The sequence below is a fragment of the Thalassotalea agarivorans genome, from assembly GCF_030295955.1.
In the GTDB taxonomy this organism is placed as follows: domain Bacteria; phylum Pseudomonadota; class Gammaproteobacteria; order Enterobacterales; family Alteromonadaceae; genus Thalassotalea_D; species Thalassotalea_D agarivorans.
In genome coordinates this window covers 816,801-837,611 of the sequence record NZ_AP027363.1, presented here as the reverse complement: position 1 = coordinate 837,611, position 20,811 = coordinate 816,801, and the positions used below count along the sequence as shown (strand labels likewise).

General features: G+C 42.4%; 19 protein-coding genes and 1 tRNA gene. 11 read left to right on the top strand and 9 right to left on the bottom strand.

The window, feature by feature from the left end; genetic code table 11:
* Positions 1-73: 73 nt before the first annotated feature.
* The 3 genes from QUD85_RS03885 to rimI all read left to right on the top strand — a co-directional run bounded on the left by QUD85_RS03885 (position 74) and on the right by rimI (position 1,028).
* Positions 74-150, top strand: a tRNA-Trp gene (locus QUD85_RS03885).
* 72 nt (positions 151-222) lie between these two features.
* Complete coding sequence (locus QUD85_RS03880) at positions 223-585, top strand: DNA polymerase III subunit psi (RefSeq protein WP_093327740.1); 363 nt, start codon at positions 223-225, stop codon at positions 583-585.
* Complete coding sequence (gene rimI / locus QUD85_RS03875) at positions 585-1,028, top strand: ribosomal protein S18-alanine N-acetyltransferase (protein WP_093327742.1); 444 nt, start codon at positions 585-587, stop codon at positions 1,026-1,028. Before QUD85_RS03880 ends, rimI begins: the two co-directional genes overlap by 1 nt.
* On the opposite strand, the gene QUD85_RS03870 is transcribed toward rimI, so the two are convergent.
* The 4 genes from QUD85_RS03870 to QUD85_RS03855 are packed head-to-tail and all read right to left on the bottom strand — an operon-like array spanning position 1,018 to position 4,664.
* On the bottom strand, positions 1,018-2,472 hold the full coding sequence (locus QUD85_RS03870; protein ID WP_093327743.1) for a sensor histidine kinase: 1,455 nt from the start codon (positions 2,470-2,472) through the stop codon (positions 1,018-1,020). The genes rimI and QUD85_RS03870 overlap by 11 nt on opposite strands.
* A gap of 2 nt (positions 2,473-2,474) precedes the next feature.
* On the bottom strand, positions 2,475-3,206 hold the full coding sequence (locus tag QUD85_RS03865; RefSeq protein WP_093327745.1) for a response regulator transcription factor: 732 nt from the start codon (positions 3,204-3,206) through the stop codon (positions 2,475-2,477).
* A 43-nt stretch (positions 3,207-3,249) separates the two neighbouring features.
* On the bottom strand, positions 3,250-3,957 hold the full coding sequence (locus QUD85_RS03860; RefSeq protein ID WP_093327746.1) for a spondin domain-containing protein: 708 nt from the start codon (positions 3,955-3,957) through the stop codon (positions 3,250-3,252).
* An 8-nt stretch (positions 3,958-3,965) separates the two neighbouring features.
* Positions 3,966-4,664, bottom strand: coding sequence for a spondin domain-containing protein (locus QUD85_RS03855; RefSeq protein WP_093327748.1), 699 nt, complete (start codon positions 4,662-4,664; stop codon positions 3,966-3,968).
* 206 nt (positions 4,665-4,870) lie between these two features.
* Between QUD85_RS03855 and QUD85_RS03850 the strand changes: the two genes are divergently transcribed.
* The 3 genes from QUD85_RS03850 (at position 4,871) to trhO (ending at position 8,833) form a co-directional block, all read left to right on the top strand.
* Positions 4,871-5,404, top strand: a complete 534-nt coding sequence (locus tag QUD85_RS03850; protein WP_093327749.1) for a dihydrofolate reductase family protein — start codon at positions 4,871-4,873, stop codon at positions 5,402-5,404.
* Between the two features lie 745 nt (positions 5,405-6,149).
* Positions 6,150-7,730 carry a protein adenylyltransferase SelO gene (locus QUD85_RS03845; protein ID WP_093327752.1) on the top strand — a complete coding sequence of 527 codons (1,581 nt, stop codon included), beginning with the start codon at positions 6,150-6,152 and terminating at the stop codon, positions 7,728-7,730.
* Positions 7,731-7,849: 119 nt separating this feature from the next.
* Positions 7,850-8,833 (top strand): oxygen-dependent tRNA uridine(34) hydroxylase TrhO, encoded by a 984-nt coding sequence (gene trhO, locus QUD85_RS03840; RefSeq protein ID WP_093327754.1) that lies wholly within the window; start codon positions 7,850-7,852, stop codon positions 8,831-8,833.
* Between the two features lie 75 nt (positions 8,834-8,908).
* Here the strand turns inward: trhO and QUD85_RS03835 are convergent, their stop codons facing one another.
* The gene (locus QUD85_RS03835) at positions 8,909-9,370 is read right to left on the bottom strand and encodes a hypothetical protein (RefSeq protein ID WP_093327756.1); all 462 of its coding nucleotides are present in this window, start codon (positions 9,368-9,370) and stop codon (positions 8,909-8,911) included.
* 203 nt (positions 9,371-9,573) lie between these two features.
* On the opposite strand from QUD85_RS03835, the gene QUD85_RS03830 reads away from it, so the two are divergent.
* On the top strand, positions 9,574-10,437 hold the full coding sequence (locus QUD85_RS03830; protein ID WP_093327757.1) for a cation diffusion facilitator family transporter: 864 nt from the start codon (positions 9,574-9,576) through the stop codon (positions 10,435-10,437).
* A gap of 87 nt (positions 10,438-10,524) precedes the next feature.
* Here the strand turns inward: QUD85_RS03830 and ppc are convergent, their stop codons facing one another.
* The 3 genes from ppc to QUD85_RS03815 all read right to left on the bottom strand — a co-directional run bounded on the left by ppc (position 10,525) and on the right by QUD85_RS03815 (position 14,063).
* Entirely contained in the window at positions 10,525-13,086 is a 2,562-nt protein-coding gene (gene ppc / locus QUD85_RS03825) for a phosphoenolpyruvate carboxylase (protein WP_093327759.1), read from the bottom strand.
* Between the two features lie 218 nt (positions 13,087-13,304).
* On the bottom strand, positions 13,305-13,739 hold the full coding sequence (locus tag QUD85_RS03820; protein ID WP_093327760.1) for an SRPBCC family protein: 435 nt from the start codon (positions 13,737-13,739) through the stop codon (positions 13,305-13,307).
* A gap of 3 nt (positions 13,740-13,742) precedes the next feature.
* Positions 13,743-14,063 (bottom strand): ArsR/SmtB family transcription factor, encoded by a 321-nt coding sequence (locus QUD85_RS03815; RefSeq protein ID WP_093327762.1) that lies wholly within the window; start codon positions 14,061-14,063, stop codon positions 13,743-13,745.
* 174 nt (positions 14,064-14,237) lie between these two features.
* On the opposite strand from QUD85_RS03815, the gene QUD85_RS03810 reads away from it, so the two are divergent.
* Positions 14,238-15,047 carry a thioesterase family protein gene (locus QUD85_RS03810; RefSeq protein ID WP_093327763.1) on the top strand — a complete coding sequence of 270 codons (810 nt, stop codon included), beginning with the start codon at positions 14,238-14,240 and terminating at the stop codon, positions 15,045-15,047.
* A 184-nt stretch (positions 15,048-15,231) separates the two neighbouring features.
* Positions 15,232-16,116, top strand: a complete 885-nt coding sequence (locus QUD85_RS03805) for an aspartoacylase (RefSeq protein WP_093327765.1) — start codon at positions 15,232-15,234, stop codon at positions 16,114-16,116.
* 95 nt (positions 16,117-16,211) lie between these two features.
* Here the strand turns inward: QUD85_RS03805 and QUD85_RS03800 are convergent, their stop codons facing one another.
* Positions 16,212-16,931: an SIMPL domain-containing protein gene (locus QUD85_RS03800; protein WP_093327766.1), complete on the bottom strand. Its 720-nt coding sequence runs from the start codon at positions 16,929-16,931 to the stop codon at positions 16,212-16,214.
* Positions 16,932-17,118: 187 nt separating this feature from the next.
* Between QUD85_RS03800 and prfC the strand changes: the two genes are divergently transcribed.
* On the top strand, positions 17,119-18,699 hold the full coding sequence (prfC, locus tag QUD85_RS03795; protein WP_093327768.1) for a peptide chain release factor 3: 1,581 nt from the start codon (positions 17,119-17,121) through the stop codon (positions 18,697-18,699).
* 65 nt (positions 18,700-18,764) lie between these two features.
* Positions 18,765-20,501, top strand: coding sequence for an arginine--tRNA ligase (argS, locus tag QUD85_RS03790; protein WP_093327769.1), 1,737 nt, complete (start codon positions 18,765-18,767; stop codon positions 20,499-20,501).
* The last annotated feature ends 310 nt before the right edge of the window (positions 20,502-20,811 follow it).

Here is a 20,811-nt window from a genome sequence, read left to right as displayed (position 1 = left end):
GGCGAACAGATATTTTTTGTCGAATTTCTCTTTACCTTTGGATGAGCTTGGGTATAATGCCCTCCACTGCTGCAGGGGTATAGTTCCAATTGGTAGAACAGCGGTCTCCAAAACCGACGGTTGGGAGTTCGAATCTCTCTACCCCTGCCACTTTCTTCTTCTCCTTTTATTTGATTCCTAGTACTATTAAGCTACTTCAACACTTCGATTTCGTCTGCTGATATGCACTTAAATCATCGACAATTTGCGATTATAAAAGAGTCAGGTGCCACTGTTTGGCAAACAAAAGATTCTGCTGCTGCAACGCAAACAGATAGTTTGGCGATAGACTTTGACTTGCTAAAAACATCCTCCTTGTTTCAAGATATTCTAACCGCGCTAAATCTATCCATTGGTGAAGTAACCTTGGCTGATAACACCTTGCATTGCGGCATGTTTAATTGGCAATTCACGCCGAGCGAAGCGGTTTCATTCGATCAAAGTACACTGATTACCCCGCCACTTGAACAGCTTAGCCAACAAGCACAATTAAAACGCTCTTTGTGGCAAATAATAACCAAACATCAGCTTATTCAAACGCAGTAATGTTAAGCTTTCACCCTATCACCCCTGCTGAACTTGACGAAATTATGGCCATTGAAAACCAATGCCATAGCCATCCTTGGTCGGAAAACACTATGCTCTCATGCATCGGCGGGAGATACTTTGGAGAACTGGCAAAACGTGAAGAACACGCAGTGGGCTTTTACATTGCTGAGTATATTGCGGGTGAATCAACACTGATGGATATTTGCATTGCCCCTGCATCGCAAGGCAAAGGTTTGGGTAAGTCTCTACTGAAACAATTTGAACAGCAAGCTGAACTAATGGGCGCACAAACGTTGTTTTTAGAAGTCCGTGCGAGCAATACAGCAGCGCTATTGATGTATATTAATAATGGCTTTGTTGAAGTCGGCAGAAGAACTGGCTATTACCCAAAGGAAGTGGGGTTTGAAGATGCCATTGTTATGCAAAAGGTTATCGAGTAAATACTAAGGTAAACTGAGTCCCTTTACCCATTTCACTGCTCACACTGAGTTGACCACCCAATAATTGCACTAGCTGTTTTGTTATAGCAAGCCCCAACCCAAAGTGCTTTTCTTTGCAGTCAACCGCGTTGCTTGCGCGATACCTTGGCTCAAAAATATAGTCAATGTCCTGTGGCGGAATACCGGTACCAAAGTCTGTTAGTACGATTGAGACCGTTGATGCTGCTGTGGCGGCTAATAATATTTCACTGCCGCTATCGCTATGTCGAATCGCATTTTCAATCAAGTTGGTTAATACTCGCTCTAACTTTGCAATATCACTAGTAAGCACAATTTGCCCAGACTCAGGTGATATATTCAAACGAATATTTTTGTTTTCAAGCGAAGGCGCAAACTTCGCTTTAACATCGTAAAGTAGCTCGATTAGGTTGAAGCCTTCTTCATTAACCGTCACATGCCCTGCTTCTAAATAAGCCAGTTCAAAAATTTGGTGTATCAGTTGATTCAGTTGTTGTGTGTTGCCATAAACAGTTTTTAAATAGCGTTGCTGCTTATCCTTTTCCATGCCCTCGTCTAATAGCATGAGTTCGACATAGCCTTGCATCGACGCCAATGGCGTGCGCAAATCATGCGAGATTTGCGACAGCATATTTTTGCGTTCCTGATCATTGTGCTGCAATTGGCTTATTTGCGAATGAATGCGCTCAGCCATATCGTTGTAAACCAGGCCTAACTGATCTATTTCGTTTGATGAATTTTTTCGCCATGGCATCAAAGGCACGCTATCTATATCGAAATCGGCCATCGCCAGTTGTTGCATATTGTTTGCCAATTGCTTGATTGGGCGAGTAATTGAGCGAAACAATGCCAGCATCACGCCAAATAAAAGCAATAAAGCTATCACTATCAAGGTCGCTAACATGGTGGTATGCGAACTATAAGATAAGTGCTCGAGCACTTTTTGATATTGCTGCCCTGCCACTATGACATAAACATAGCCGGACAATTGCGAGCCATGAAAAATAGGCGCGGCTGAAAATATTTTAGGCTCGTCACTACGAGGATCGCGGCCGTATATCGGTAGCGGCTGCAAATTTTGCGTCAGCGCTTTGATCGGATACAAATCCACAGAAGAGTGCATGATCAAAGAGTCATCATAAGAGTGAGTGACCACATTGCCATCGGCATCAAGTAGATAGAATTCAAACGCTGGCCCAAGCACCATTTGCGTGTGAAATAGATTCTTTAAACCTATCGCGTCCCATTGACTGTTTTGCAGCACAGGGTTATCGCGTACTAAGCTTGCAGCGAGCGATAAGTGTAACTGTTGTTGGCCTTGGTCTCTTAGGTTTTTATCGACAAAAATAAAGGTTATATAAAAGACTGATGCCACTAACAGAAACACTAAACATAGTGCGATTGCTAGACGTTGATAGAGTGACATAACTAATGGCAAACACCTGCCGGATTAAATTTATAGCCAACGCCCCACACGGTTTGCACTATCTTTGGATCGCCAGCATCTTGTTCAAGTTTGCTACGCAAGCGATTGATATGAGAGTTCACCGTATGTTCATAGCCACTATGATGATATCCCCAAACTGCGCTTAACAGTTGTTCGCGCGAGAACACTTGTTCAGGATGAGCGGCTAAGTGGCTTAAAAGCAAAAATTCGGTAGAAGTTAAATCGATGGGTTTTTCTGCTAGGGATACGCTGTGCGTGTTTTGGTCGATAATTAAATGTCCAATGGCTATTGCTTTCGACACATCATAGGAGGCCAGAAGCTTTTGTTTTTTGAGCTTTTGTACAATGGCTACTTTGCGCATTTGGCTGCGCACTCGCGCCTGAAACTCTCGCACACTGAACGGTTTCGTCATGTAGTCGTCTGCGCCAAGTTCTAAACCAAGTACGCGGTCTGTTTCACTATCTCGTGAAGTTAGCATCATGATAGCTTGCTCCGATTTTGTGTCTCTTAATTGACGACAAACATCGAGTCCTGACATTTGCGGAAGCATGACGTCGAGAATGACCAAAGCAAAGTCTTTCTCTAACGCTCTGGCTAAACCTGCCTCGCCGCTTGACCTGTGTTCACAGTGAAGTGACAGTTCTTTAAGTTGCACAGCGATCAGGTTTGCGATGTCGTTGTCGTCTTCAATAATGAGTACGGAATCAGCCATTGTTGTTGCCCAGAGTCCCCGGGCAACAACGCCAGCCAAGGGTTTACTCTGTCCTAGTTATAGTTACGCTAATTGTCGGATTATCAAAACGGTGTTGTTCTGTTAAAGCAGAGGTACTCAACCCATCATCTGCCGACACAACGCCTTGATGCATAGCGACAAAATCAACGTCATCACGCTCTGCATTAAAGCCTTCACCACCACCTGCAGGGCCTGGAATTGACGCTGCCGTTTCAATATTTCCTTCAGTGCCTGAATCATAAGAACCTGCAACCATAGAAATACTTTCACCAACTTCAAGCATTGATACGTCAATAGCGTTCAAACCGGTAAAGGCGTCGTTTGTATTTACCAACATAGTCGCAACTGAAAGATACCCTGCTGATACGTCCTCACCTGAAAGCATAATGACCTCGTTGCCACCTGGCATAATCACACCGCTTCCTGACGCATTCACTTGTGCAACTGATAGTGCTAAAACTTCACTGTTGTCTCCGCTTTCAGCAAGTAGTTCTAGGGCTTCCGATGCAGGTTCTCCCACTTGCCACAAGTTTCCTTCGCTATGCAGTACTAGCGCAATTGGCGACAAAGGTTGTGCATTAGTTAGGTTGGTTACTGACACTTCATAACTCGTAACAATAGGCGCAACAACTGGCGCTGGCGTTACTACGTCATCATCATCGTCATCAGGGCAACCACTTAACAATGTGATACTGGTCAACGCGACCACAGAATAGATTAACTTTTTCATGTCGCCTCCTATTTCACAACAACAGTTACGCGGGCAACTGGGTTTAACCAACGGTGAATAGAGCTATCTAAATCACTTTTTCCGCCCGTTGCATTGTCGTCACCTAAATTACCACGATGGATATGGACATAAGAGTTAGTTTCTGTCGTTGCAACACCAGTACCGCCGGTGCCACCGTCACCACCTGGCGCTACAGGAATGCCTGGCGTACCAGAGGCGCCGCCACCATTAATGATTTCATCATTCACTTCTGTGCCGGCATCGTACGCATTCATAGTGAATGTATATGTGCCTGGTTCTGTTGGGATTTTCCAACTGTTGACGCCAACAAATCCGTCGTTTGTTGGTAGTATCATTGCCGCAATCGACAAATACATATTGCTATCTGCAGTAGACATAGATGTCATTGTTGATGCGCCTGGTGCTAATAAGCCACCTGCTGGGTTTGCAGCAACATCGGCGTTAATTGTGCCAAGCAAAGTGACCATGCCATCGATTGAACCACCTTCAGCAATAGCTTGTAGTTCAGGGCTAGCCATTTCGCCACTGGCAAACATTTTGCCGCTGTCGTCATGGGCTGCAACAACTAAAGGCGTAAAATGAATACCTTGTGTTAAGTTGCTAATGGTTACATCAAGTTCAGCTGCACCTGCAGTACTTGTTAGTGCCGCCGTTACGAATCCCGCGATTAGTGTTGTCTTTTTCATTGCTCTTCCTCTATGGTTTTAGTTAACGAGCAAGAGTATGGCGAGCAATTATTGCATTAGATTCACGTATTTATCACAAAAATATCACGATTTTTTTTATTAAATTTTACCCTTTTTTTTGAAATAAAAGTGCAACATCACCGTTCATTGGCTATGCTTTCAACAGTAGTCTTGTCGGGATTTTTTATTAATAATTAGGAGGTTACATGTCAAACATCGTATATATTGCAACTAGCTTAGATGGCTTTATCGCGGATAAAAATAATGGCGTTGACTGGCTACACACTATTCCTAACCCCGATAACGATGATCTTGGTTTTAGCCAACATATGGATCGCATTGACGCGCTGGTGATGGGCAGAAACACTTTTGATCTGGTTGCCAGCTTTGACGGCCCGTGGCCCTACACCAAGCCCGTTTTTGTACTTAGTAATACCATGACAACGGTGCCCGAGAAATACGAAGACAAGGTTTTTCTTACCAAAGGCAGTGCCCAAAAAATAACCCGAACGCTCCGCGAAAAAGGGTTTAATCACTTATACATTGATGGCGGCAAAACCATTCAATTTTTTCTTGCCGCAGACCTAATCGATGAAATGATCATATCCACCATCCCTACAGTATTAGGTGGTGGTATTCCTTTGTTTGGTGATTTAGATCAACCACTGCAATTTAAACACGTTAAAGCAGAGCGATTACTTGATGCGATGGTGAAAAATACCTTTGTGAGAGTTCGCTAGTGTTCTAATCATGGCTTCTATCAGACAGCTAACATATTGATATTATTAATAGTTGATAGAAAACTGGATATTGTTTAATCTAAAGTCAGGAATCACATTTTATCAAGGACGTATATATGAAAGCCCTACTACCTCTGTGCTTTTTGACAGCACTTTGCACATTTAACGTATCTGCTAATGTTGAAGCACCTAAAAAATCAGTTTATCAATGTAAGAATGAAAGCTGTGTGTTAGAAATACTCAGTTTTAATCGCGAAACCATTGTCCACCAAAATTTAGTATCTTCGGTTAGTCTCAATTATCTAAAGGATGAGTTGGTGGAAGTTATGTATAGGCAAAACGGTGCAACACACTATGTAACGGTGAGTCTCAACAACGCCAGCATAAGAGTGAGCAACGCGATTAAACTATAATCCGTTCTTTTGCGTATAGATTGTGTGTGTAATATTCAGATAGGCACAGGTTTTAGGCGCGAAGTTACACTTCGTTACATTCTTTTACGGAATCAATCTACTCAATTGCCTGTCTGATATTACAATGAAGTTATTAACTTTTTAGATATCTCTCTCTTGGAAAGTTATTTTTCGGGGCCCACCCCCCCGATATATGCTCGCAACTTAAAACGTTATCCAATTGACTCTGTAACGTTTTCCCCTTGAGACCTGTCATTTGGCGGGTCTTTTTTTTGCCTATTTTTAAGTGGCAATGTGTTAACATTGCGTAAATCTAATGCAAAGGTATCGCTGTGACTTTTCCCAATCTAACCTTCGACAATCAATTTCATGATCAACTACCCGCTGATACAGAAAGTGAGGTTTACCCGCGTCAAGTAAATGCTGCTGCGTATTCTAATGTCGAACCAACCAAAGTATCTTCTCCAACATTGATAGCATGGAGCAGCGACTGCGCTGATTTACTTGGTTTGTCTGATGTAAAGGGCGAAGCATTAGCCGACTTTCTCGTTGGTAATATATTGCATCCCGATTCAACCCCTTATGCGATGAACTATGGCGGACATCAGTTTGGCCATTGGGCTGGGCAGCTAGGCGACGGGCGTGCGATAAACTTAGGCGAAGTAAATACTGACAATGGCCATTTTACGCTGCAATTAAAAGGCGCTGGACTAACACCATATTCTCGCAGTGCAGATGGGCTGGCTGTGTTGCGCTCATCGGTGAGAGAATTTCTATGTAGCGAAGCGATGTATTATCTTGGTATACCCACAACACGTGCGTTGTCATTGTGTTTAACGGGCGAGCAAGTGATGCGAGACATGTTTTACTCTGGCGATAATCAATTAGAACCAGGGGCTATTGTTTGCCGTGTATCCCCTTCTTTTATGCGCTTTGGCAGTTTTCAATTGCCTGCTAGCCGAGGCGATAAAGCACTGTTAAAACAACTTGTCGACTATTGTATTAGTCGCGATTTTGCGCATTTAATTAGCGACAACGACATCAACAAAGACACCTACCTTGCTTGGTTTGAAGAAGTGTGCGAACGCACCTCAACTATGATAGTGCATTGGCTACGCGTTGGTTTTGTCCATGGCGTAATGAATACTGACAATATGTCGATCATCGGTGAAACCATAGACTATGGACCTTATGGCTGGATAGATAATTTTGATCTGCATTGGACGCCGAACACAACCGATGCGCAAGGTAAGCGATATCGTTTTGGTTCCCAGGGCGAAATAGCTCAATGGAACTTATTCCAATTAGCTAATGCAATTTATCCGCTCATAGAAGAATCTAAACCGCTTGAAAATGCGCTTAATGATTTTGCTAAACAATTCCACCAAAAGTGGCTTGAAATGATGGCGAGTAAGATAGGTCTAGACACTTTGGTAGAAGGTGATGACAGCTTATTATTAAGCCTAGAAGATACGCTGCAAGCCTTGTCTCTTGATATGACTATATTTTATCGTTTGCTAACTCAGGTTGATAACACGACAGCGCCCTTTGATGCTAGCTCTGCCAAAGACCTTGTCGAGCCTGCGTGCTATGCACCGCTTAACGACGACCAATGCTTGTCGTTAGTTGCATGGCTTAATAGTTATATTGAACGCCTAAATAAAAGCAAGCTTTCACCTGAGCAACGCATTACCTTGATGAATGCAACGAATCCTAAGTATGTACTTAGAAACTATTTGGCGCAACAAGCAATCGACAAGGCAACACAAGGTGATTTTAGCGAAGTAAATACTTTATTAACGCTACTCAAAAAGCCTTATGACGAGCAGCCTGATTTTGAGCATTATGCGAGTAAGCGACCGGATTGGGCATTGAACAAAGCAGGTTGTTCTATGCTGTCTTGTTCGTCATAAATTGATTGTTTGAAAATATTTGGTAAAATGCGCGCCGAAATTAGTTAATGTTGCAAGGCACGCTTTGCAATTCAACCATAGCACCGTATTTACGCTACGGAGAGCTCACTGGAGAAAAAATGAGTAAAATTACTGTCTGCGCACTATACAAGTTTGTGCGTTTGGAAAACTTCGCCGATCTTAAAGATCCACTTTTAAACTGCATGCTAGCCAATGACGTTAAAGGTACATTGTTGTTAGCAAATGAAGGCATTAATGGCACTATCGCTGGCCCTCAAGCAGGTATTGATGCGGTACTTGAACATCTTCACCGAGATGAACGTCTAAACCCTATCGTCTTCAAAAACTCTTACGCTAATGAAAATCCGTTTCAGCGCAGCAAGGTTAAACTGAAGAAAGAAATAGTTACCATGGGCGTTGAAGGTATCGACCCAACTAATGTTGTTGGTACATACGTAAAACCACAAGATTGGAACGCACTTATTTCTGACCCTGATGTAGTGCTTGTCGATACACGAAACGACTACGAAGTTGAAATTGGCACTTTCCAAAATGCCATTGATCCAAATACCACAACGTTCAGAGAATTTCCTGACTATGTGGCGAAAAACCTAGACAAAAACAAGCACAAAAAAGTAGCAATGTTTTGTACCGGTGGTATTCGCTGTGAGAAATCTACAGCGTATATGAAAGAGCAAGGTTTTGAAGAGGTATATCACTTAGAAGGTGGCATTTTGAAATACCTTGAAGAAGTACCGCAAGAGGAATCAATGTGGGAAGGCGATTGTTTTGTCTTTGACGGCCGCGTTTCAGTTGGACATGGTCTAGAGCAAGGTATTTACGACCAATGTTTTGCTTGTCGTATGCCGATAACCGAAGAAGATAAACAACAAGATACCTACATTAAAGGGGTAAGTTGTCCGAAGTGCCATGACAAAATGAGCGACGAGCAAAAAGCACGCTTTGCTGAACGACAAAAGCAATTAGAGCTTGCCAAAGAGCGCGGCGACACACATATTGGTGGTGATGTTCAAGAAGTGATTGAACAGCGCAGAAAGGAAAAACAGGCAGTTAAAGAAGCCGCCCGCGCCAACGCAAAATAACCTCAAAAGCGAGTTAACCACTCGCTTTTTTTCATCCAAAATATTTGGGGTCAGAACATGTTCTGACCCCAGCATTTAAAATTGATAACCGAAACTGATCAAAGGCACAAGTTCAAACTCTGACTCTACTGTGCCACCAGCCACGGAAAAACCTAGATTAAAACCAGGTTCAGCTATGGTATTGAAAAAATAGTGGTAAGTTATTGCAGCTCCATATACTGCTTCATTATCAAAAACCCCCTGCTCTACACCAACAACACCAGCATATGCCCCGATACCATGATGATTATCCCCTTGCGAAAGTGCTGTGGTAACCCAACCTATTCCAGCACCGCAAGTAGACCCTTTAAGTGTGGAGTAGCCGACGCAACCCGCTGATAGATAGGTAAAACTTTCTTCTGTTTGATAACCAAGATTTGCCCCCAAACCACTATATGAATGCCCTAAACCAACACCAAAAGTGATTCTTTCGTCTGCTTTTGCAGTCAATTGTGTTGATACCAACGAAAAAGCACAAAAAATTAATACAACCTTCAATTTAAATCCTTGTAAATATTACTTAATTTCACAATACACTGACTATTCACATTGCAATTTGTTCAAAAAAATAATCTTTTTTTTGTTGTAACCAAAATATTTGGGGTCAGAACATGTTCTGACCCCAAATATAATTCTCTGTTTTATCAAAAGGGTTGCTGTGCTAATGTAATCACGACTTACAATAATAAAATCAAAGCATTATGGGACACCACCACGATCATCATCACCACGGTGATAGCAAGCTAACCTTAGCGGTCATTATTAATATCCTTCTAACTATTGCCCAAGTAATAGGTGGTTTAGTCTCTGGCAGTTTATCGCTAATAGCCGATGCACTGCATAACCTAAGCGATGCGGGAGCAATATTAGTTGCGATATTTGCGCGAAAAATTTCCCGCCGTCCACAAGACTCGTTGATGAGCTATGGATACAAGCGAGCAGAAATTGTTGGCACATTAATCAATTCCACTACACTGATTCTAATTGGCTTGTATCTGATTTATGAAGCCGGTGTTAAATACTTTGATCCAACCCCAATAAATGGTTGGATCGTACTCATCATTGCAAGTATCGCGTTCGTGATAGATTTAGCGACGGCATTTCTCACCTACAGTGCTGGCGCTAAAGACAACATGAATATTCGCGCAGCCTTTATTCATAATTTGTCTGATGCAATGGCTTCACTTGCTGTGGTTGCAGCGGGCTTGTTAATTATCTTTTTTGAACTGTACTTTGTGGATGTACTAGCTACGCTAGCTATTTCGATTTATGTCATTTACCACGGCTTCTTGCTGCTAAAACGCTGTATTTTGATCATTATGCAAGCAGTACCGGACGGCATTTCTTTAAGGCAAGTACAAGCAGATATCGAAAGCCTAACTGATGTTGTTTCTGCCAAGCATATTCACATATGGCAATTAGACGAGCATGATATTTGCCTAGAAGTACATATTACCCATACGCCTGCTGACTTTGAACAGTTAAAAACTGAAATTAGAGATCTATTAAAAGATAAATACCATATTGACCACACCACGATAGAGCCATCAGTGATTTCAGCGTAACCACATATTTGGGGTCAGAACATGTTCTGACCCCAAATATTTTAGTTATAAAAAAAGGAGCTGTTATGCTCCTTTTTATTTTGGTTGTTAACCTGTGTTTCGAAGGCCAGTGGCTATGCCTGCCATGGTTACCATCAATACTTCTTGGCAACAATTGTCTTCGTTTGTTTCACGTAAACGCTTTAATGTCTCTATTTGCATCAAGTGCAGCGGCATTAAGTATGGCTGCCTTAATTCAAACGACGTAAGATTCCACGGATCTTTTTCTAACGTGTGAGATTGCGCCAATACTTCCAACAAGGTTTTTTCATCCTTTACCACTTGGTCACGCAAACCGTCTCCAATAGGTTTCAATGCTGGCTCAACCAAGGTTTCGTCATACAAATTTGAAATTTGCGTATCAGATTTCAAATACACCATTTCAGTTAACGACATACGAGAGCGGAAGTAAGGCCATTGGTTGTACATTTCCTTGATCAGCGCACTTTCTTGCTGATAAAAATGTTCGATAGATTGGCCTAAACCAAGCCAACTCGGCACAACAAGTCTATTTTGACTCCAAGCAAAAATCCAGGGGATTGCACGCAACGAATCAATACCACCATTAGGTACACGTTTACTCGGACGAGAGCCTAATGGTAATGAGCCGAGCTCTTGTTCAGGTGTTGCTTGTCTGAAATAACGCACGAAGTCTTGTTTGTCACGAATATAACTGCGATATACATCACAGCTATAGTCAGCCATTCTATCCATCAGCTCACGCCATGAATCTTTAGGCGCAGGCGGTGGTGTTACTAAACTTTCTAAGATCGCACTCGCATACAAATGCAAACTGCGCACCGCAAGGTTTGGCAAACCAAATTTATAGCGAATGGTTTCACCTTGTTCCGTTACCCTAAGCCCCCCAGCCAAAGTACCTGGTGGTTGCGATGCGATTGCAGCATGCGCTGGACCGCCACCACGACCAATTGTACCGCCACGGCCATGGAACAATTTAAGTTCAACATCAGCATCTTTAAATACTTTAGCTAACGCTTCTTGCGCACGATACTGCCCCCACGTAGCGGCTAAAACACCTGCATCTTTTGATGAATCGCTATAACCAATCATCACATAGTGTTTGCTCTTACAGCGCTCAATATAATCTGGCAATTGAAGCAATGCTTGCATTACCTCAGGTGCATTATTTAAATCATCTAACGTTTCAAACAGTGGCGCGATAGGCATTTCCCAGGATAGATGAGTTGCCTTCATTAGTAGATTCACAGCCAATACATCGCTGACTTTACTCGCCATGGAAATAATATAAATACCGAACACTTCAGCCGGCTGAGATGCCATCATGAAGTACGTGTCTAAAACTTCTTGCGTATCTGCCGACCAATCAGCTCTTGGCAGTAGAGGTCTGTTGTTAGCTAATTCACTACGCAAGAACGCAACGCGTTTTTCTTCATCCCATGCCAAATAATCGCCACAATCTATTGCGTTGACAATTTCTGCAATGGCACCTTCATGGCGCTCACTGTGTTGTCTAATATCTAGCTTGATTAGCGATATACCAAAACACTTAACTTTACGAATAACATCAAGCAAGAACGAGTTAGCCACTCTATCCAGGCCAACTTCTAATAGGCTTTCACGACAGCTAACAAGCGGCGCTAATAATTGCGACGAATGATCAATTGCCCCTTTTGTTTCACCTTCCTGAAGTAGGTTGATAGTATTTTTCAGCTCGGCGATAACCTGCTTTAAAATATGACGATATGGACCAATATCTGCCACATCTTGTTGCTGCAACGCTGCACTTGCCTTGTGCATAGAAAGCTCTAGGTACAAGGTTTTAAAATCTTCTAAATAAAGCTCAGCTGCCTTTAAGCGGGCCTGCATAATCGCTTTTTCAGTAAGCTTTGCCGTGACAAATGGATTACCGTCCCTATCACCTGCCATCCAGCTCGCTACAGTGATAGGCGTAACATCATCGTCCATAGACTCGCCTGTAAGCGAAACAACAAGTTCATCAAGCTCACGCATAACCTGAGGAATGGCAAACCACAAGCTGTCAGCGACCGCATCTAATCCCCACTTAGATTCATCTAAAGGTGTTGGACGCTGGTTTCGAATTTCATTGGTATGCCATGCTTGCTCAACAATTTCCTGCGTACGCGGCGTTAATTCCTCATCACAGTTAACCAGCTCATCGGCCAATTGATGATATTTGTGGATAAACGTTCTACGATTAACTTCCGTTGGGTGGGCAGTTAGTACCAGCTCAATATGCAGGCTTTCGATTGCTGCTTTGATCTTTTCAGGAGCAACACCAACAAATTTTTCTTTTAATGTGGTTAAAGGATGCGGTAAATCTAGTTGCTCTAGTCCCATCTCACTTGTAGTAAATTGCTGCTCTGCAATATTGGCTAAATTAAGAAACTGGCTGAAAGCGCGCGCATATATCATCAGCTCTTCTTCTGAACTATCAGCAAAGATTTGTTGTAATTTTCTTACAGCGACTTCGTCGCCACTTATCACGTCTTTCCCTAACATGCGTACCGCTTCGATGTTCTCTAACCAAACACCACCTTTGTCTCTAGCTATTGTTTTTCCTAGCTCTTCACCCAAAAGGCGGACATTCTTTGAAATTGTTTCTAGCATGATATCTCTCAAAAATAAGACTTAAACAAGCACAAAATGAACATTTAACACACCACAAAAGTAACTAAAAATTCACTTTTTGTAGTTATTTTTTATCTATTTTTCATCAAAAATGCAAATTTTCTTGAGTTTTTGCACTAATTTTTTCACTAATGTTGTTATTAAACTACATTTTCATGAGTTAACTGTAGACGAGATTTAGGAGATTTGACGAGCTATTAAGCTTTTTGGGTTAATAATGTATTTGCCAAGCTTTCTAAACAACCTTGCCACCCTTCACCATGTTTTTGTTGATACTCCAACTCAGCAAAACCAGCATGATGCAAAAACAAGGTTGTTTGATTTGAAGAAACAGCTTCAAAGGTAAATTCGACCAGTGTCGTTCTTGGGCTAAAGTCCCATTTCCATGTAAAAATGATACGTGAATTTTCCTCTATGACTTGATAATGCCCAGCCACGATATAGTCTTCGCCCGTTTCTTTGCCGCGCATAACAATGCGATACTGGCCGCCAACGACAAAATCGCAAGAAGCTTCTGCTACAAATGCGTCGCCCGGTGCGAACCACTGTTTTAATGCTTCGGCTGAAGTAAACGCGTTAAACACTTTTTCGATAGGTGCATCAATTGTGATTGATTGTTTTAGCTCAAACATAATCTAGTCCTCTTTTTGCGTTAGTTCACTGGCTAATAAATCTAAACGTTGTTGCCAAAAGCACTGATATGCAGATACCCAATCATAGGCGCCAGCTAAAGCTTCGGCTTGCAGGTAAATAAAATGCGTTCTGCCTTCAACCTGTCGATAAACCAAACCAGCCTGCTCTAGTTTTTTTACATGCTTTGACACCGCGGCAAGCGACATATTGTATGGTGCGGCCAACGCAGAAATTGTCGACCTACCTTTGCACAGCTGGGTCAGAATATTGCGCCGCGTTTCATCTGAAAGCGCTAGATACACCTTGTCTAATGGATGAGTCATATTAGCCTTAATACTTAACCACTTGGTTTAATATTAGTTGAGATCTTCATATACTCAACCAAATGGTTAAATAAAACAGTGAATTCCTATACTAAACTTCATACAAATTTAAATTAAATCCTGATATAGTTGACCTTCACAACTGCTCGTACCAGTTAACAAAAGGATAAAAAAATGCAAATTGATGCAATGTTTGAGCAAGCCGTTGCGGCGGTTCAAGAAAGTGATTCGGGTGTTATTACTATCCCCAAGGCATGGTCTCAGGGACGCACAGTCTATGGTGGTATGTCTGCTTCATTATTGTATGTAGCGATGCAAAGTAAACTCAGGTCACCAAAACATATGCGTTCACTTAATGTAAATTTTATTGGTCCACTATTAGTCGAAAAGCCATCAACGTTGGAAGTTGAAGTATTGCGCGAAGGTAAAAATGTTACTCAAGTGATGGCCAAGCTAACACAAGACGGCAAGACAGCCGTTATGGCGCAAGCGGTATTTGCGCTAGACAGGGAGTCTAAAATCCTTGTAGACAATAAAGAGCCACATAATTTACCGGCTCCGACCAAAGGTAAATTTATTCCTCCTATTCCGGGTATCGTGCCTAAGTTTATTGCTCACCTAGATCTAGACTTGGTTGAAGGTGGTATGCCGTTTTCGGGTAGTAAAACATCAGACACTAAAGGGTGGATTCGTTTTAAAAAAGCACCTGAAAAAATTGAAGATGGTCATTTGATTGCGCTTATCGACGGTTTCCCTTGTACTGTGCTGCAAACGCTACGCTGGCCGGCTCCCGCAAGTACCATGAATTGGAACATTGAATTTTTGCACCCGCACGCACCAATCAAACCTACTGATTGGTTAGCTTACACTTCAACTCCTCGCCAAGCTGCTGATGGATACTGCCATATGGAAAGTGATATCTGGGATGCTAGTGGTCGCTTAATTGCTATCAGTCGACAAGTGGTCGCGGTATTCGATAAATAGCGCTTTTAAAAGCGCTAATATCAATTAAGGCCACCACTGGCCAATGGGCGGAAACATTAGAAGCGCTAATTCCCGTGCTCTAGCAAAACGTATGTAAAGCATAAGCAAGTACAGTTTTTTCTTTAATTTAAGGCTTTAACTAGACTAAGATATTGCTTTCGCTTTCAAACAGACGCATCTATTCATGGAATCAATAAAGCAAATCGCCATAGTTGGCGGTACTCACGGCAACGAATACAGCGGTATTTACTTACTGAAAAAATGGCACAAAGCGCCATCTGTATTGCAGCGCCCTGGACTCAATGTTGAAATGGTATTTGCCAACCCAGCGGCTTTTGAAGCAAACAAGCGCTATGTCGATTGCGACCTAAATCGTCAGTTCACTTACCAATCACTAAGCGACGATACGTTGTCTAATGTTGAACAAGCACGTGCAAAAGAAATCAACGCACAGCTTGGTCCTAAAGGTGACTCGCGTACTGACTTTATTATCGACCTACACAATACCACCAGCAATATGGGCCCAAGTCTGATCCTATTAAAATCAGACGATTTTAATAAAAAAATGGGAGCATATGTCCTTGCTAAAATGCCACATGCTGTGGTCGTGTTTGAAGATCAAGTGTCTATGGACGAACACTATTTTCTTTCGTCTATTGCGCCACAGGGCGTTATTGTAGAAATTGGGCCTCAGCCACAGTCTGTTATCCGTCAAGACGTGCTAGATTGGATGGAAACTATGACCCATACCCTGCTCGACTTTGTTGAACTATACAACAAAGGTAAATTACCAGACTTGCCTAGCAGTTACGAAGCGTTTAAGTATGAAGAAACTTTAAGTCTGCCACAGGACGATTTAGGTGAACGCATCGGCATGGTGCACAAACAAGTGCAGGACAATGATTTTAAACCGCTGGTTAAAGGTGACCCTATATTTACCTTGTTTGACGGCGGCGAGATAGCGTATCAAGGAGATTATGAAGCCTACCCTCATTTTATTAATGAAGCGGCGTATTACGACAACAATCTGGCGATGTCGCTAGCTAAAAAGATAACTGTAACTATCTAAACAGCCCAACTTAAATCAAGCAAGCGCAAAGTATATGAACAGCGCATAGTCGGCCAAAATAGGCTTAAGGCCGACGTTTTACGCAATCACCTCATTTACGGTTTGATTTGATAGATCACATTGATACTTTGCGATAGCTTAATTTCTTTTGGGATAAATAATCCGTCAATTTGCCTTCTTTTGCCCGATACTGCTATCGCCTCATAAGATTGATTGGCGAACTTAAACTTTGCATAAGAACCAAATGCACGCTCTTGGCTCACTGCATACACTTTCCCTAGTTTTACGCCAACACCGCTAGCAAGATTTTTTGCTTTTTGCTTGGCTTGATTGCCAGCATCTCGCACCAGTTGCTGCTCTATTGCGCTGCGATTTGACACATCAAATCGATTATCAACATCGTCAATATGCTTGGTCGTTAACAATTTATCGCTAAGCGATTGAAAGTTATCTAGTTTACGTAATGTAACTTTTACCGCTTGTTCAACTTCATAAGCCTCAATTTGAACCGGCTGATAATCTTTATTGCGCTTTCTGATCACATTTTTTGTAATACTGTGCGCTTCAATGTCATCTTTGCTAATGCCTAAATCTTTGAAAAAGGCCATTAGCTCGTTACCTGTGCCATAGACAATATCTGTCGCTTTTACTGGATCTTTTTCAACCGCAACAATTGAAAACGACACGTGAACCAAATCAGGTGCTACCGCCTTTTCAGCAGACGCCGACACTGTTAAAAATGGAAAGTCTGGCATTTGCTCTGCGCGCGAAAACACACTAAAGATCAGTAAAAGTACAGTTAACCCTTTTGTCATTACAACTCCTTAAAAATTAACGTTTATCTAATGAATTTATATTAAACACGAACGGCGCCGCATAAAAGGGTTAAATGAATTACAATTATTTTTATCCTGCCACATGAAAAGGCATGTTTTAGCGCTATATTTTCGCTATAATACCGCGTTTTTATTTTTCACCCGTTTTTGTTATTCAGGAAGCTCAATGTCTGTTCAACAGCAAGAAGTCAATAAGCGCCGTACGTTTGCGATCATATCGCATCCAGATGCTGGTAAAACAACGATCACTGAAAAGGTTTTGTTGTTCGGTCAAGCGTTGCAGAAGGCCGGTACAGTTAAAGGTAAAAAGTCTGGTCAGCACGCAAAATCTGACTGGATGGAAATGGAAAAAGATCGTGGTATTTCTATCACCACCTCGGTTATGCAATTTCCGTATGACGATTGCCTAGTTAACTTGCTCGACACCCCAGGTCACGAAGACTTTTCTGAAGACACCTACCGTACATTAACTGCGGTAGATTCTTGTTTGATGGTAATCGACACCGCAAAAGGTGTTGAGGATAGAACAATCAAACTAATGGAAGTAACTCGCCTGCGCGATACCCCCATTATTACGTTTATGAACAAAATGGACCGTGACGTGCGTGACCCGATTGAAGTCATGGACGAAGTAGAAGACATCCTTAAGATAAAATGTTCACCGATTACCTGGCCAATTGGTATGGGTAAACTGTTCAAAGGTGTATATAACATTTTAACTGACGAGACGATTTTGTATCAAACGGGTCAAGGTCACACCATTCAAGAAAAACGCGTGATAAAAGGGTTAGACAACCCTGAGTTAGACGAAGCTATTGGTAGTCACGCAGATGACTTGCGTGAAGAACTTGAGCTTGTTCAAGGTGCATCGCATGAGTTTAATCATGAAGAGTTTTTAGCCGGTGAATTAACGCCGGTGTATTTTGGTACGGCATTAGGTAACTTTGGTGTAGATCATATGTTAGATGGCCTTACCGAGTGGGCGCCAGCGCCACAGCCACGTAAAACTGACGTTCGTGACGTTGCTGCCGAAGAAGAAAAATTCTCAGGTTTCGTGTTTAAAATCCAAGCTAACATGGACCCTAAACATCGCGACCGTATTGCTTTCATGCGTATTTGCTCGGGCAAATATGAAAAAGGCATGAAAATGAAACAAGTGCGTTTAGGCAAGGATGTAAAAATTGCCGACGCAGTAACCTTCATGGCCGGGGACCGCTCAAATGTGGAAACGGCTTATGCAGGTGACATCATAGGTTTACATAACCACGGTAGTATTCAAATTGGCGACACCTTCACCGCAGGTGAAATGATGAAATTTAGTGGTATCCCTAATTTCGCGCCAGAAATGTTCCGTCGTATCCGTTTAAAAGATCCGTTAAAAGCGAAGCAACTGCAAAAAGGCTTAATTCAGCTTTCAGAAGAAGGTGCGGTACAAGTATTTCGTCCGTTAACTTCTAACGATTTAATCGTTGGCGCCGTTGGTGTGTTGCAGTTTGAAGTTGTTGTTCACCGTTTAAAAACAGAATACAACGTTGACGCTATTTATGAACCAATTAGCGTAGCAACAGCACTTTGGGTATCAAGTGATGACGAAAAAGCCTTTGATACCTTTAAGCGTAAAGCCGAAGCCAACCTAGCATTGGACGGTGGTGACAACCTTACTTACGTTGCGCCAACCATGGTGAACTTAAATTTAGCAATGGAAAGATATCCAGAGATTGAATTCCACAAAACGCGCGAACATTAGCCTTTGCCGTTGAATAAACATATAGTTTTTGAAGTAGTGATTAGCTCACACAAGTGAATTGAATAATGAACATTAAACAACTGTTAAGTGAAAAAGTATTAGCTGCAATGGTAGCAGCTGGCTTACCAGAAGATACTAACCCCGCGGTCAGTATTTCAACCAAACCACAATTTGGTGATTATCAAGCCAACGGCGTTATGGGCGCAGCGAAAAAGTTAAAAACCAACCCTCGTGAGCTAGCAACAAAAGTGCTAGGGCATTTAGAGCTTGATGGTATCGCTGAAAAGATTGAATTAGCAGGCCCAGGTTTTATAAACATTCACTTGTCTAATCAATGGATTGGCGAGCAATTATCAAGCACTGCCAAAGACCCCCATTTAGGTGTGAGCCAACGCGAAACTGCACAAACGGTTGTTGTTGACTATTCTGCGCCAAACCTAGCAAAAGAAATGCATGTCGGTCACCTACGTTCAACCATTATTGGTGACGCTGTTGTTCGCGCTCTCGAGTTTAAAGGCGATAAAGTGATTCGCCAAAATCACATGGGTGATTGGGGTACGCAGTTTGGTATGTTGCTGGCACACCTAAGTGACAAGCTAGCAGCTAACGAAGTTGCAGAAACCGCCCTTGCCGATTTAGAGCATTTCTATCGTGAAGCAAAAGTTCGCTTTGACGAAGAGGAAGGCTTTGCTGATAGAGCACGTGAATACGTGGTTAAACTACAAGGCGGCGATGAGCAATGTATGACCTTGTGGCAGCAGTTCATTGATATTTCAATTAAGCACAGTGAAGAAATATACGAAAAGCTTAACGTTACCTTAAAACGCGAAGACATATACGGTGAAAGTGCTTATAACGACGACTTACCCAAAGTTATCGATGAGCTAATGGCCAAAAACATCGCAGTAGAAGACCAAGGCGCTAAAGTTGTCTTTATCCAAGAGATGGCGAATAAAAATGGCGAACCTTCAGTATTTATCGTACAAAAATCAGGTGGTGGCTACCTCTACGCAACGACCGATTTATCGGCATGTCGCTACAGAAGTGGTGAGCTTGACGCAGATCGCATTGTTATCTTTACTGACGCACGCCAGTCGTTGCACTTCCAACAAGTTGAGATTGTTGCGCGCAAAGCAGGTTTCTTGCCAGACAATGTCGTATACCAACACTGTCCGTTTGGCATGATGATGGGCGACGATGGCAAACCGTTTAAAACACGTACCGGTGGTACAATTAAGTTAGCCGAATTACTTGAAGAAGCTGTTGTGCGTGCAAAAGCATTAATTAAAGAAAAGAACCCTGACTACAGCGAAGAAAAACTTACTGAAATCGCTGAAAAAGTGGGTATCGGCGCGGTTAAGTTTGCAGACTTGTCTAAAAACAGAACCAGCGACTACATCTTTAATTGGAAAACCATGTTGAGCTTTGAAGGTGATACAGCGCCTTACTTACAATATGCGTATTCGCGTATCCAAAGTATTTTTACAAAAGCTGGCGTATCAGCAAGTGATTTAGGCGACATTAGCATTGAAGCGCCGCAAGAAAAAGCGCTTGCCATGAAGCTTATGCAGCTTGAAGACACTATTGACGCTATGCTAACAGATTGTACACCAAACCTGCTATGTAGCTATTTATATGAATTAGCGAGCCAATACATGAGCTTTTACGAAGCATGCCCAATCTTAAAAGACGGTATTGAAGAACATGTGAAGCGTTCACGTTTAGCATTATGTGCTGCCGTATCTCGCACCTTAAAGCAAGGTCTAGATATTCTTGGTATTGACGTTATGGAGCGAATGTAGAACCTAGTATATAGGTACGAGGGACTCGCAGCAATGCTGCTAGGGACGAGGTACGAGAAAAAACTGCGTTATCCCGTACATGCCTACAAGGATATAGGTACTTAGGTTTTGTCTGGAACTGAAAACCTGTGATACGGGATCTCTGAATGGCGCATGTTCGCTTCGCTAATGGGGTCTGAATTAAGGGGTCGCGTTGCTTAAGGGAACAAGGAACGTGGAGTCATACCAACGCGCGGCTCGAAGCACAAAGCCCGTAGCCCGTAGCCCGTAGCCCGTAGCATTTAATGTAAAAGCCAGTTGCATAGCAACT

Bases quoted from the DNA above. Each gene is read 5' to 3' on its own strand.
- QUD85_RS03800 (WP_093327766.1), bottom strand. From the start codon at position 16,931: ATGACAAAAGGGTTAACTGTACTTTTACTGATCTTTAGTGTGTTTTCG.
- prfC (WP_093327768.1), top strand. From the start codon at position 17,119: ATGTCTGTTCAACAGCAAGAAGTCAATAAGCGCCGTACGTTTGCGATC.
- QUD85_RS03815 (WP_093327762.1), bottom strand. From the start codon at position 14,063: ATGACTCATCCATTAGACAAGGTGTATCTAGCGCTTTCAGATGAAACG.
- ppc (WP_093327759.1), bottom strand. From the start codon at position 13,086: ATGCTAGAAACAATTTCAAAGAATGTCCGCCTTTTGGGTGAAGAGCTA.
- QUD85_RS03810 (WP_093327763.1), top strand. From the start codon at position 14,238: ATGCAAATTGATGCAATGTTTGAGCAAGCCGTTGCGGCGGTTCAAGAA.
- QUD85_RS03860 (WP_093327746.1), bottom strand. From the start codon at position 3,957: ATGAAAAAGTTAATCTATTCTGTGGTCGCGTTGACCAGTATCACATTG.
- QUD85_RS03820 (WP_093327760.1), bottom strand. From the start codon at position 13,739: ATGTTTGAGCTAAAACAATCAATCACAATTGATGCACCTATCGAAAAA.
- QUD85_RS03865 (WP_093327745.1), bottom strand. From the start codon at position 3,206: ATGGCTGATTCCGTACTCATTATTGAAGACGACAACGACATCGCAAAC.
- QUD85_RS03805 (WP_093327765.1), top strand. From the start codon at position 15,232: ATGGAATCAATAAAGCAAATCGCCATAGTTGGCGGTACTCACGGCAAC.
- QUD85_RS03855 (WP_093327748.1), bottom strand. From the start codon at position 4,664: ATGAAAAAGACAACACTAATCGCGGGATTCGTAACGGCGGCACTAACA.
- trhO (WP_093327754.1), top strand. From the start codon at position 7,850: ATGAGTAAAATTACTGTCTGCGCACTATACAAGTTTGTGCGTTTGGAA.
- QUD85_RS03850 (WP_093327749.1), top strand. From the start codon at position 4,871: ATGTCAAACATCGTATATATTGCAACTAGCTTAGATGGCTTTATCGCG.
- QUD85_RS03870 (WP_093327743.1), bottom strand. From the start codon at position 2,472: ATGTCACTCTATCAACGTCTAGCAATCGCACTATGTTTAGTGTTTCTG.
- QUD85_RS03880 (WP_093327740.1), top strand. From the start codon at position 223: ATGCACTTAAATCATCGACAATTTGCGATTATAAAAGAGTCAGGTGCC.
- argS (WP_093327769.1), top strand. From the start codon at position 18,765: ATGAACATTAAACAACTGTTAAGTGAAAAAGTATTAGCTGCAATGGTA.
- QUD85_RS03830 (WP_093327757.1), top strand. From the start codon at position 9,574: ATGGGACACCACCACGATCATCATCACCACGGTGATAGCAAGCTAACC.
- rimI (WP_093327742.1), top strand. From the start codon at position 585: ATGTTAAGCTTTCACCCTATCACCCCTGCTGAACTTGACGAAATTATG.